Raw genomic sequence first — 13,686 nt, forward strand, 5'->3', positions numbered from 1 at the left:
GACTTTCCTCCTTAGGTACATGTTGCATTTGCACTCAACCCCCTAACGCTATCGCCGTCACCCGATCCACCAGTGTTGAATATCCTTGCACAGATTGCGCAATGTAGGCAAGTACCGTATCACTCCACCCGTAAATGTAAAAGGTTTGCGGATCCTGAACCGGAACCCTCGCATGCCGGTAAGGCGCAATATCGACTATGAAGGCCTTCACATCATGATTTACCTTGGAACGATACCGCTTCAACTCTTCGTAAAAGGGACTGCCGCTGTTTTGCTGCTCATCCGTAATGATGATGATTTGATCCACTTTCTTGCGCTCCTGGATCAGCTTCCTTACCGGAGCCCCTGTATCCGTTCCGCCGCGAGCGTGAATTCGTGCCGCCTGCGTGAGGATACTATCCATGCGGGAGGGTTTCGCATCCACGACATCCGTATCGAAGAGCCAGAATAGCGAGTTTCCTTGCGTCTTTTTGTACAGAGCCAGGGCGAAAACCGAACCAATCTCCAGATACTGACCTTGCATTGAACCCGAGATATCTAGGAAAATAGCGGTACGTTCCCCAAGCTCAGGCAGATTGTCAAAAGTGAGATCCGTCGCTTCTCGCAAAGCATCTCGCAAGTCCGAGTGCTCCACCTGACGGAAGGCTGTCGCTAACCGAAATGGCATAATCTTTGCTTTGCGAAGCGCCTGCTTGTCAGTGATCCGATTGATGACATAGTCCAAGTTCTTCTTCTCTTCCAAAACACCAGCCCGCAGCAAGGCATTCATATGACGAAGCAGCGCAAATGTCGGCATTTGATAGAGCAGTGCTTCCCATACTGCCTTCGATGGCTTGATGGCACCCGTCACGGTTTCATACGGTAGCTTACCACGTTCGATCCAAGCAATCTCCTCCTGCTCCGTTGAGGAAAGCTTCAATTTCTCCAATGCTTCCACCTGCGGTAGCAAGGAAAGATTCGCCTCTTGTCCCCGCAAATAACGGAACAAAGCTTGCTGCTCCAAATCTTGTGGTTTCGGATGTGCCGTAGCAATCGCATCTCCTAGACTATACCCTCTACCGTGCCCATTATACTTAATAGCCCAATATTCAGATACGCCTGCTAAGAAACGGTTCACCTGCCTTTTTACAGCACGGCCCCCTTCTCCTCGTCCAAGCCCATTCAATATCGTTAAGAAATCCGACAAATCAGAAGGAATACGGATGACCTGTAGAAAGATTAAGGCGAACAAGTCTGGACGGTACTGGGACAAAATCGCAAGCCCGAACAACGGCTGTAATCGCATGAAGCCTTCATTTCGAGCGAAAACAATGGCTTTGGCCATAAACGTCGGATTGGCGTCTGCCATTTCGTGATGTAGTTGCGCAGCCTCGGTTACTAACTCATTTTGATCCGCATAAAAGGTATTGCTCATTGTATTGGTTAGAAGTGTCTGTAGATATTGCTCTTCCACAGATCGCGTGAATGCTGGATAGTTGTCTTTGTTAGCGGTATTCGGCTTTAGTGAACCGAACAGTTTCTTGGCTATGCTCATGTTCTTGAACCTCCTTAAATGAAACACTGATGAGGAAAAGGCAAGATAGGTTTGCTGCAGGATTCGAACCTGCCGTATTGCCCGGATTTACCATTGGTCGATTTAGCTCGAAGTAACCCATCTCAGCGCCTCACCAGTTATTCTTTTGATTGAAAATCATCGAGGAAATGGGCGGAAAGGAACGCGCTGCTCTACCCCTGAGCTATTCCTCCACTTGGAGAAAGTTGGATTCGAACCAACGACATGCCGATTAAAAGTCGAAGTAACCCTTCCATACGCCTCGATGACTGTTATCTCCAACACGATATCGTGTCGGCCTTATGACCTTATTTTCACTCATTTCTAACCCATCGAACATGGTAAAAGTATTACGACATCAGAGAAAGTTTACCATTTCCCCCAAATCCATCCCCTGTTACAATGAAGTTATGATGTAGTTTGAACGGAGGATTGCGGTGGCCAAGGAAAGCTTTGATAAAGAAATCCAGTTTCTACGTATGCTCGTGCTGACGAGTGGCGCCTACAACAGACAGCAATTCTCAGAGAGACTGGGCATTTCTATACATACCTTTGACAAGACCATTCGACGGTTAAAAGAGATCGTAAGCTCTACGTATCAGCATTTACCGCAGGAGCAGCGGAAGGAATTCTCCGAAACAATTCGCTTCAGCTATTATGAGTCCACCGATCCGATGCTGTTATTCTTATTTCGAGCCAAATCCTTGAAGGAATCGGAATCTCAAAGAATCTCGTTGCTTTTAGCCGCGATGAACGAACAAGCTTTGACAGCCATGGAGCTGTTAGACATCTGTTGCACCAGTCAGTCTACCGATCTATCCTTGCCAGATGAGAAGACGATTCGTTCCGATCTCAAGTATCTGGAGGAAGTTGGTGTCATTTCAAGGCAGGCAGGTGCTCGTCCCTATCGCTATCGGATTCAAAATGATTTGATCCATGGACTATCAGACGAGGAACTCTATGATCTCTATGATTTCGTAGATGTCATGGCAAACACGCAAGTACCTTCTGTTCAAGGCTATTTGCTGCGCGATGGTTTGAAAAAGCATTTTCATCGCCAACAAGTTGAGAAGCATGCGATTGAGCCTTTCCTATATAAGTATCACTATTATTCCCGTATCTTAGATGAAGCGCATTTGTTCACGATCCTTAGTGCGATCCGCAGCCGTCGGAAGGTTCGATTCTTATATTTTTCACCAAAGTCTGAAAAAAGCTATGCCTCCAAAAACACCAACCCGTTATTCGAACGGGATACGAACGGAAAAGTGGAGAAAACACTTCCCTTAAAGGTGGTCTACGATCACCAATATGGACGATGGTATCTTCTCGCAAATGGCAGAGAGGGGATTCGGAAATATCGTTTGGAAGGGATCACGCAGATCGAAGAAGATGAATCCGTTGAAGAGGATGTCTTTACGAATAGGATGAACGAGCTTCATGCGAAAATTCGGTATAGCTGGCTGATTGATACGGGGCAACCTGTAATGGTTCGTGCCCGATTTTACAATCCAGAGGGTTCTGCGCCTAACTTTGTAAGGGAGCGTGTATTGCTGCAAGGTCAATGGGGACAAATCGTGCAGGAGGATGAGCAATCTTTTATCTATGAGATCATGGTTAACGGGACGACAGAAATCAAACCGTGGCTGCGCAGCTTCGGGTCTAGCTGTGAAATACTCGAGCCTGTTCAGTTCCGCAGGGAATTGATCGCCGAATGGAAGGAGATTCAGGCTTATTATGAATCTGTTTGAGAAGATTTTTAATTACCAAATTATTTCCAGGCTAGAGGATTCAGGTACGTTCATGGTCACTTCGCACGAAAGGGCCTGGTTGAAAACGATGCTTGGCCATCCCGCTGCAGATGAGGCTCTCACTCCTGAAACGTTGGGCAAGCTACATGCTATTCTGGGCCAAGACAGGGTCATGGACACCTCGGATCATCTCATTGAAAAAGCCCGCAGTAAAGAGAAACAGGTTTATCACCCACTCCTGCGGTCTTTACGAAGTCTTATAACGGAGAAAAGCGGAATACGCTTATCTTACGAGATCAAAGGCGGACGCGTCCATTCGGACCAATCCGGGTTGCCCTATAAATTAGAATACTCCATGGTCAAAAGGGAATGGTACCTGCTCTGGTTCCACCTTCGACATCACATGTTCATGCGTACTAAATTGGATAAGATTGCTTCCGTCACGTCAGAGGCATTGCAAACCTTGGATGCAGAGACCATCCTCCTGAAAATCAAGCTGGCCCTCGACGCTCGGAAAGGCGAAGCTGTCCTTGAAGTCGTTCGTGATTACAATAGAGAGTTGTCGCGTATTCTATATGCCCTCTCTAGCTTCGAAAAAGACGTTGCTTACGACACAGAGAATGATATCTACAGAGTCAGTGTAGTTATTCTTGGCGACGAAACGGAGTATCTTCTCTCCAAGATCCGTTTTCTTGGTAAACGAGTCCGGGTTATTGAGGGGGATTTCTTGAAAAAACGCATGTTGGAGTCGGCAACGAAGGCTTTGGCGCGTTATGGGGTGAGTTCGGTTGGTGAGGAAAAGGAGGGAGCTATATAAAGCCTACGGATGAATGGGATAAGGGTAATAAGAGCAAAATCGGAAGAACGAAGTCGCATATTTGGATTGCGATTGCGGGAGCAGTGTTTATTGTTACAGGAGGGCTATTCCTGATGTGGCTCTCTATTGAACATTTTTTTACACAGATTTGTGAGATCACTCATTGTTAGTTACTTACGCGAAAAGGACATGTACTCACAGGGAATCCCTGCTGTACATGTCCTTCGTTATGACTAATTTATTTCTGCATTTAGTTCAAAAGATTGGAAATTACTTGTGCGCTTTCAGCACGTGTCATCAGCTCTTGTGGAGCAAACTGATTCGCACTGCGTCCTTGAATCAAACCAACTGCTTGTGCAGCACTTACTGCGTTTTGTGCCCACTCTTGGATTTGAGCATGATCACTAAACGAGTTGGTGTTCGTCACAGATACTTTCTTGCCTTTCACATATTCATAGGCACGAACGGTCATAACTGCCATTTCTTCACGCGTAATGGCATCGTCAGGTGCAAATGTATCTGAGCTGCGTCCAAATACGATACCCGCTTCATTAACTTCAGCAATCGCCTCTGCATACCATGCTCCAGGATTTACATCCTTAAATTGAGTGCTGCTAACCGCTTCCGCTTTCAAGCCTAAAGTACGTGCAAGCATAGCTGCAAATTGTGCCCGTGTCACGTTTCCTTCCGGGTTAAATTCTGTTTCAGTAACACCATCAATGATATGCTTTGCCGCCATTTTCTTAATAACACCGCTTGCCCATGAGGTTGTACTTACATCTGAAAATGTTTTGTTAAATTCAAGCACAGCATATTGACTGAAATGTGTTACCTTGACGGTCATCACGCCATTAACCAAAGTTCCTCCCACATATTGAATGGTTCCGTCTGCTGCGATATAATACACGCCTAACAAATTAGGATCCGCATTCGGATTCACTTTAAATGAGAGTACCAAAGGCTCCTTAAACGTTGTTACAGGTATTTGAGTTCCATCAGTTGTAACCATATTTAAGTTAAAATCATATACATCACTTGCCGTGGCTAAACGAGCAGAACCGTTAATAGCCTGATTATTAATAAGATTGGTCACAATATCTTTAGAGGCAACCGTTGCTGAGAAGCTAATTTGTGCACCATCAGCTTGCGTGCCAGTAACAGCTCCATGGATATTTTTGAGCGCTTCCTTGGAGAATTCGATTGTAAAATCTTTCTGCACTAATTGAAGACTGTTATTTCCAACTAGGTCAGTAATATGACTTGGCAGCAGCACGGTATCTTTGCCGTCTTTCAATTTAGCTGTAATCGTACCCGCAACTGCAGCTGATAAATCATCATCTTTTAAAATCTGAGTCGACGTCGATTCTGGTGTTGTCGAATCCTCCGGAGTTTGAGGCGTTTCCGGTGTTGACGGCGTTGACGGTGTTTCTGGATCCGGCGTTGAGGTTTGCTCTTTGTCGGCTACAACGACTGTGCGTGTTACTTCCGCAGCTGCGTTACCTGCAGCATCACTCACATTGTAGTGATACGTGTAAGTTCCCGCTAAAGTTGTATCGACAGTCGTTCCGCTATACACGCCACTATAAACATTGCTAGTTACCGTTGTCACGATATTCCCCGTAATATCGCCATCTGGATCATCTGCAGCCGAAGCTCCAGCATCGATGTAACCCGCGCCATTTGCTAGATAAATAATCGCATCACCGTTTAACGTAATGATTGGCTTTATTACATCGGGATTTTCGGATACGATCACTTGTCGCGTTACTTCCGCAGCTGCGTTACCTGCAGCATCACTCACATTGTAGTGATACGTATAAGTTCCCGCTACTGATGTATTGACGGAAGTTCCGTTATAGACATTGCTGGTAACCGTCGTCACGATATTCCCTGTGATATCGCCTTCTCGATCATCTAATGCCGTAGCTCCAGCATCCACATAATCCGAACCGATGGCAAGGTTTACCACAGCATCTCCAACTAGAGAAATAACAGGTTTGGTTGAATCTAGTGCTATAATCGTACCGTCAGCTACGCTCGTTGCATCCGCATTACCTTTGGATAGTGGAACATTGAAAGTAAAGCTGCCGTCCGTATCGCCACTCGCGGCTTGGAAGGATACATACGTAATTTCACCTACCGTAACACCAGTCACATTCAAGCCAGCTAAGCCATTAATGGTTTGACTTAACCATAGTTTCACATCATTCTCGGTGTTGGCTATCGTCTTGTTAACGTCAAAGGTACCTGCGTCGATGATGCCTTTCGCGGCATCTACAGCTTGTTGGTCAGCTGGATTTACGATTTTCTTCGCTACACCCAGATAGCTAATCAGTGCGGCTTGATTTCCTGTATAGGTATTATTTACCGTATATTTCACGGTCCCGTCTGTAGGAAGGTTAAAGTCGTAGGAAACCGACGTGCCATCCGGTCCTGCAACCAAGCCACTTCGTACATTCTTTGTTACGGGCAGTCCCCCGGCATCCTGATAGCTCAAGGTAATGTCCATCGTACGGGAAGTATTGTTCCACCAGTCCCGATGAAAGGATGTAATCGTGTACTTACCTGCTTTTAAAGGGAGCACATACACGAGTGGGTTATTCTTCGTGTCCGAACCATAGACACCTGTTTGACTTTTGTCCGTTGCGACGACCGCACCAGTGATCGTTTTGTACTTGTAATTCGCATCCGTTGGCGTATGCCCCCAAACCGTATCACTTGTCGATGGTTGATCGGCCTTATCGTTGAGCAAGCCTATACCCATCAAATTTTTAATTGCTGTAAAAGGTGGCGTTACATCACCAGCGACGCCAGGGTCGATAAAGTACACCAAATCGCTAGGTATTACCTCCACTTGAGCATTCACAAAAAGGTTCTTACCGCCAACGACCTCCCCTTTGATTGACGTGGTGGAATATGGAGCCATGAATCTACTTGCTGTGTTGTTGACCCAGTTAATGTTAGCATCCACGTTTGTCGTACCATCAGCAAGTGTAACTTTAATACTTGTTGGCAGACCCGCGACTGCTTCGCCCACTTTGGTAGCAACAACTGTGGCATAGGCACCGGTTACCGTTACAGGCTGTTTTTTCAATCTTAGCGCATCTGAAGCAGTCTGAAGTTTAGTCGTTGCAGAATCGATCGCATACTGGCTTGCCGCAGCATCAGCCAGCACAACTTGCGCTTCGGTCAAAGCGTTCGTAAATGCCGTCCACTCGGTTGGCATGTAATCCTCCTCGATATAGCTGCTTACCTGTGATATCAAGGAAGTAAGTGCTGTTTTGGAAACCGTGCCATAAATAGCTCCCATGATATCAATGGCGTCGATGGAAATGCTGCCATCCTTCATGACGACCTTTAATGTATGAGATCCATTAGATAGTCCACGATACGAGTAGGTGTTCGAACGGTTTATAGTAGCTGCAGGTATGACAACATTCGAATCCACAAGTGTGTTATCCACGTACATGTCGAGTGTCCCGCTGCCTGTATCACCTACTAGATTAAATCCTGTCCCTGTGAAAGGCAGTTCCAAATAAGTAGGAGAAGTGTTATCAGCCGAAACCACTGCTTTCGAAATGGAAATGTAGTTACCTGCGCCGGAGGCAGCAGCAGTTTTGACAATTTTTATCGTATGCGTGCCAGGTGCAAGACCCGTTACCGAGTAGATTTGCTGCTCGGCGGAGCCGTTATTGAACTTAAAGTTTTGTAGAACCCGCTTAGAGACGTCATTGGTGTAGCCAGGTGCATCGTCCAGATAAACATCCATTCTTGCTACAGGACTTGTTCCCTGCTGAATTCCGTAGACTGCAATGCTAGTCCCGCTAAAGGTGAAGGAGGCATAGCTGCCAGTCTCTCCTGCCCAAGCATTGGAGGTATTAGAGCTCCATGCTGATGTATTTCCTTCATTTCTTACCAAGTACCACCGATTCGGTGTACCCTCGATTTTCGTAGAATTGCTAGGCAGGATAGTCGTTCCGCTAGTTGTGATTGTCCGGTTAATTCGACCTGCACCACCTGATAGACTATGCCCCCATGGCAAGCTGCCTTCATGATAGGTTACTCGGGAATCAAGGTCGTCCACACGATCTGTTGCATAAGGTACATAGCCATTAACAGCTTCTACCTTCAAATTGTCAAAGATCGACTGGCGAACACTGCTCTGAATCATGACTTGCCCAGAGAGTGGTGCTCCACCAGCATTATCGGTGTAGCTTGTGAGAATCTTACCATCTATCGTAGCCGTGATAAATTTCTCAGCTGCTTTTATGGAGATATGGTGCCACGCGCTAGCATCGAAGTTATCCATACTGCCAGATGCCACTGTTGCCGTGAAGCGGATCAGACGCCAAGTGCCATCGGCATATACTCGGAATTTATAACCTGACTCTGAATCGGATGTCGTTCCATTCAACGTATGACGCAAACCTAACGCGACATAGTTCTCACCCGTGTGGGTCCCATCCAAATCCATTTTGAAATCAATCGAAGTTTCATAATTCGCCCAGCGCTCATCACCAAGCACCGTGTAGGAGAACGGGGTCGTAGCCCAAGTGCCTGGTCTATTGCCCGAATAGATCATTTGCTTCAATCCGTTAGATTCGTTCATCCCAATGCCCGTATAGACCTCAAACGCACCTCCCTGATCTGCCGTATAACGCGGGGTACCCCCACGGCGTTCAAGGTAACTTAGGCCATTCACAACGGGATAGTTGCTATACTCAAAATCATCTTCATACAGAATAGCAGGGTTGCTGCCTGCAACATCCAATACGCTTTGCGCTGGGATTTGATTGTTTCTTACATAAGGTGTACGAGCATGACCCGTGTTTGGGTTAGTGACTGTGCTCGTTAAGCTGACCATGGCGTGCGGTTTCACAGTTAGCGTATACGAATAGACATCTCCATTATCCGTAGCTGCAATATCACTAAGCTTTTGATACCAATTGGCATCATACGCTTGTCCAGCGTCAGGTCCACGTGTCTCCCACACCTGCAGAGTTTTGCCTGCATTGCTAATATTCTTTTTCACATCAAATTGGTAATTAGCTACGCGATCGCTGTCATTGACCATGACCACGGAGAAATCCTTCTTATCAGGGCTTACAAAGGTTAGACGGTTATATTCAGCATCTGTAACGTTGCCGTCCATCTCGCTGTTCCCTCTATTTCCAATGACACCCGCGCTCGCATTAGGAATGTACATCCAGTTATTTGCGGCAAATTGGGTAAATTGCATGGTCGTGTTGATGCCCACATCAGGTGTATAGTAACCAGACCATGGATCTTTGGCTGAGATAATCTCCTTGCTGCTATAAGGAGCACCGCTATAGAAGGCGCTTACAGCTGGTTGAAACATATAATGCGTACGTCTTCCTTGGGTATACATCCCAATGAAACGACCAGCAATGTCTAGCGCACTACCAACACCGCCGAATACGCTATCAGAATTAGCGCGATATTTGGCTGCAGTTTGTGGGGCCACGCCCTCACTGTACCAAACTTCCTTCTTGTTCTCCTCATTTACCTTCAGATAGTCTGGGCTTGTTGCCAAGTTATAGTGGTAAGCCATAACGTCAACCGCATTCATGAGATCGGCATCGGCTAGCATTTTCGTTGGGATGTTGAGTGTAGTGTTCTCGTCGGAAGCGACAATTTTAATCTTATCGTAGTTAGGGAAAGTAGTATCTGCCCGCATCCGTTTCGCAAACCATTTAATGAAATTCACATTGGGTGTGCTCGTTTCATTACGATCTGGGTTGATGTAATCGAGTAAATAGCCATATGTATCCTGAATGGCAATTGCGGTATCCTTGTACCATTTGTACATTCGCTCGTATGACGCTAGTGTAGCAGGTAGTGTTGGATCCGTATTCCCATCGCTCCATGGTTGAACCCAACTCGGCTGGGTCCAGCGAAGTATACTTACTTTCATATTCGGATTAATGGTCTTCGCATCAGCTGCAAATACGAATCCTGCTCCACGCCGAACATTAGCCGACTCATCGTCAGAGCGCTTCGTAGCTGGCTCAGTTCCAGATGACGTGTTGGAATCGTTGCCCATCTCAATCTTGATGTCATTGATGCCAGCACCCGTATCCTGATTGAATAATCCATTCATAATTTCCCAATATTGGGTAGGATGCTCGTCCTTATAATCTAAAAGCAAACGGGAGGTGTTATTACCGGATACTACGCCATAACCTTTAAACGTATTTGCTGGGTTCGTATCGGCAGCGTCGCTGTCGATCGTCACCACCTTAACTGGCAAGTCAGCCGCAAAAGCAGGCTTCGTTGGAAATAACGAAATTACCATGAACAATGCTAGGAAAACCGCCATGCTTTTCTGCAGATTTTTACTTTTTATCACACAGGTTCACTCCTTTTTATTAAAACGAGTATGAAATCTTAATTAGTACTTTGCCCTCACCAACTTCTGTAAGCGCTTTAATTTAACTCCCTTCCAATTCGATATTTCGTTAGGCCATATTCCATGTTGTTGTGCTTTCGTCATTATATATGTAATAAGAAACGCAGATAAGAAAATAAATTAACCAGAATGCACATTATTTTTACCTATTTCTTGGAACATGCTGGCAGCATGTTCTATGGCCCCTCCTAAATGGATCGAGCTAAAGCTCATAAGAGATTTCGGGCAGTAAGTGTTTGTCCATCAGCAAATAGGCCAAATAAACTTTGATGATCAGTGAATATAATTATAAAAAGGAATGAGTTGAAAGTCCTATTTTCTTATTAAACACTCGTTTGCCGTTAGGTTATACAGATATCGGCTGAATTAGGACTTTCGAAGTATACACGGAATGGAATTGCTTGTGAAATAGTTATTTTATTATATCTCAAATAAATAGTTTTGAAATTCGACATATTTTTTCTTGTGAAATGAGTAATTAGCCCTATTTTCAATATATAATTGTCCTATATGTCATGTAAATTATGAATTGGAGGAATTTTATGAGAGGTAGAACCAAGATATGTTTTTCGAAATACGGTGTTGTTTTAGCTTCGATACTGATATTGTTCTTGTTGAGCGGATGTGTGATACAAACACCCTCCCTAACTTTTAACTTTAACCTGGATAAGTTAAATGCTACTGAGCAATTATATGTTAGATACTCAGATGGAAGTCTGGAAACAACGGACCAAAGTAGTCAAATCAATCAAGAGCAAGTAATAATACCAACAGACAACAATAAAAAAATCGTCGGCTTCTATGTGAGTGACGGTAGTATCAGTTGGGTCCCCACTTATAGCTATCCTGGTTCTACGACTATAAATTTCGAGGGAGCTTCATCACAAAAGCCGACATATTCTGCAGATCATGTCGTTCAAGCAGGACAACCGGTAGCGCATATCAATGACACGAATTATGTAGATGTGAAGTTTGCTGTTTATGGGACTGATGGTGAACTTGTGAATGGTCAAACGGAAGTATTCGCCCATTCGACGAATAAAAATTTATCATTTTACGATACTGACCCACTTGGCAACCATGGCAATGCAATGGAAGGTATATCCTCTTACACAGTAGATGGGTATGTCACATTTGTCATTCAGTCTGATATTAGTTCTATGTCGTCAACGCCACTTTCATTGTATTCAGGTACGAAACTCATATATGAGAAAAATGTTTCTTCGGATGCTTCGCTAACCTCACTAAATTTAAGTGGTATCACGCTGAATCCATCGGTAAGTGGTAATGTGTACGCCTATACGGCAACTGTGCCTAACGAAGTGTCAGTCACCGAAGCTACTTATAGCACATCGGATAACAACGCGACAGCGGAGTTACAGCTTAATGGAGCTTCAACTAATAATCCGCTCCCATTAAGTGTGGGCGCTAATGTCATTAGCATTGTTGTAACGGCTAAAGATGGAACGATACAACCCTATACGGTGACTGTAACACGAGCAGGTTCAAATAATGCTGCCTTAACCTCACTACATTTAAGCGGAATCACGCTGACTCCAACAGTTAGTGAAAATGTGTATGCGTATACGGCGTCTGTGCCTAACGAAGTGTCAGTCACCGAAGCTACTTATAGCACATCGGATAACAATGCGACAGCGGAGTTACTGTTCAATGGAGCTTCAACTAGTAATCCGATCCCATTAAGTGTGGGCTCTAATGTCATTAGCGTTGTTGTTACGGCTCAAGATGGAACGATACAACCTTATACAGTGACTGTAACACGAGCTGGATCAAATAATGCTGCCTTAACCTCAATAAATTTAAGTGGTATCACGCTGAATCCATCAGTTAGTGAAGGTGTGTACGACTACAGCGCAACCGTGCCAAACGATGTTTCTGTCACTACGGCTACATATACAACATCGGATAGTAACGCGACGGTTGCAATACAACATAATGGGATTCCAGTTAACAATCAGATTGATTTGATTCTAGGGTCAAATATCATTAGCTATGTCGTAACTGCACAAGATGGCTCAACGATGAACTATACAGTCAATGTCATACGAGCTGCTCTGTTTGTTACTTCTATTACAGTTTCCAGTTCTAGTAGTTCCATGTACGTTGGAGATACTCTTCAATTTAGTTCGGAGGTAACTCCTAACAATGCAACTGATAAAACCTTTAGCTGGTCAGTAATTCCCGGGACAGGGGCAGCAACGATCAATGCGGATGGTCTGCTTACAGCAACGTATGCTGGTACGATTACCGTTCAGGCAACTGCGAACGATGAAGCCCAAGTGGTGGGATCCAAAGCCATCACTATCTATACTCGCTCTTCTGGCGATGATTCGACACCGGATCCAGCTCCTGCTCCTTTAACTGCGCCTCCAAAAGATGTGTTCAAATCGGATGTTGTGAAGAGTGACGGCAATGTTGTTAAAAATATCGAGTCTCGCGTTCAGGAAGCTCTGAAAACTTCGATTACTGTAACACTTTCAGACACTAAAGGGCACTGGGCTGCAAAGACGATCGATACTTTTGTTAAGCTACATGTGATTGAAGGTTACGGGGACGGTAGCTTCAATCCGGATGGTAATATCACTCGTGCTGAATTTGCAATAATATTAAGTCGTGTTTTTGATATTAAGGCTGAAGGCAATACTAGCGCTGGAATGAAAGACGTTGCTAATCACTGGGCAAAAGATGCAATTAAAAATCTTGCAAATGCTGGGGTCATCAGTGGTTACGAGGACGGCACATTCAAGCCGAATAACATGATCACACGAGAGGAAATGGTGGTTCTTTTATCCCGTCTCTTAAACCTTGACAACGTTTCAAAGGACGTAACTAAAGGAAAGTTTAATGATCTGGAAGGTTCTTATGCAGCAGAAGAGATCAAAGCTGAGGCACAAGCAGGTATCATCAGTGGAGAAGCGGATGGAACGTTTGATGCGAAGAACAATGCCACACGCGCAGAGGCTTTGCAAATCATCCTTAATGCTCTAAAACTCAACACGCAATTACAAACACTTTTGAATTCACTGAACTAATCTCGTTTATTCGTTTAACGAACAACATAAAAGCAGCAGGCAGGGACACCGCGTCCTTACCTGCTGCTTTTATATATTGCCTCAAA

The 13,686-nt window shown here is 44.9% G+C and carries 5 protein-coding genes; 3 read left to right on the forward strand and 2 right to left on the reverse strand.

The genetic code is table 11. The annotated features are described in order from the left end of the window. Positions 1-34 precede the first annotated feature (34 nt). Positions 35-1,534 carry a TROVE domain-containing protein gene (locus tag ACSQ8P_RS29800; RefSeq protein ID WP_436238498.1) on the reverse strand — a complete coding sequence of 500 codons (1,500 nt, stop codon included), beginning with the start codon at positions 1,532-1,534 and terminating at the stop codon, positions 35-37. A gap of 455 nt (positions 1,535-1,989) precedes the next feature. Between ACSQ8P_RS29800 and ACSQ8P_RS29805 the strand changes: the two genes are divergently transcribed. Together ACSQ8P_RS29805 and ACSQ8P_RS29810 are read left to right on the forward strand one after the other, a co-directional pair. Next, positions 1,990-3,300, forward strand: a complete 1,311-nt coding sequence (locus ACSQ8P_RS29805; RefSeq protein WP_436238499.1) for a helix-turn-helix transcriptional regulator — start codon at positions 1,990-1,992, stop codon at positions 3,298-3,300. Next, positions 3,287-4,117, forward strand: a complete 831-nt coding sequence (locus tag ACSQ8P_RS29810; RefSeq protein ID WP_436238500.1) for a WYL domain-containing protein — start codon at positions 3,287-3,289, stop codon at positions 4,115-4,117. Before ACSQ8P_RS29805 ends, ACSQ8P_RS29810 begins: the two co-directional genes overlap by 14 nt. Positions 4,118-4,367: 250 nt before the next feature. Here the strand turns inward: ACSQ8P_RS29810 and ACSQ8P_RS29815 are convergent, their stop codons facing one another. Further along, positions 4,368-10,487, reverse strand: a complete 6,120-nt coding sequence (locus ACSQ8P_RS29815; protein ID WP_436238501.1) for an S-layer homology domain-containing protein — start codon at positions 10,485-10,487, stop codon at positions 4,368-4,370. Between the two features lie 602 nt (positions 10,488-11,089). On the opposite strand from ACSQ8P_RS29815, the gene ACSQ8P_RS29820 reads away from it, so the two are divergent. Further along, a complete protein-coding gene (locus ACSQ8P_RS29820; protein ID WP_436238502.1) occupies positions 11,090-13,600 on the forward strand; it encodes an S-layer homology domain-containing protein in 2,511 nt (836 codons plus the stop codon). The last annotated feature ends 86 nt before the right edge of the window (positions 13,601-13,686 follow it).

It is taken from the genome of Paenibacillus sp. LjRoot153 (genome assembly GCF_964253085.1).
Classification (GTDB): Bacteria; Bacillota; Bacilli; order Paenibacillales; family NBRC-103111; genus Paenibacillus_E.

Coding starts and splice junctions, on each gene's coding strand:
- ACSQ8P_RS29800 (WP_436238498.1), bottom strand. CDS start 1,534: ATGAGCATAGCCAAGAAACTGTTCGGTTCACTAAAGCCGAATACCGCT.
- ACSQ8P_RS29810 (WP_436238500.1), top strand. CDS start 3,287: ATGAATCTGTTTGAGAAGATTTTTAATTACCAAATTATTTCCAGGCTA.
- ACSQ8P_RS29820 (WP_436238502.1), top strand. CDS start 11,090: ATGAGAGGTAGAACCAAGATATGTTTTTCGAAATACGGTGTTGTTTTA.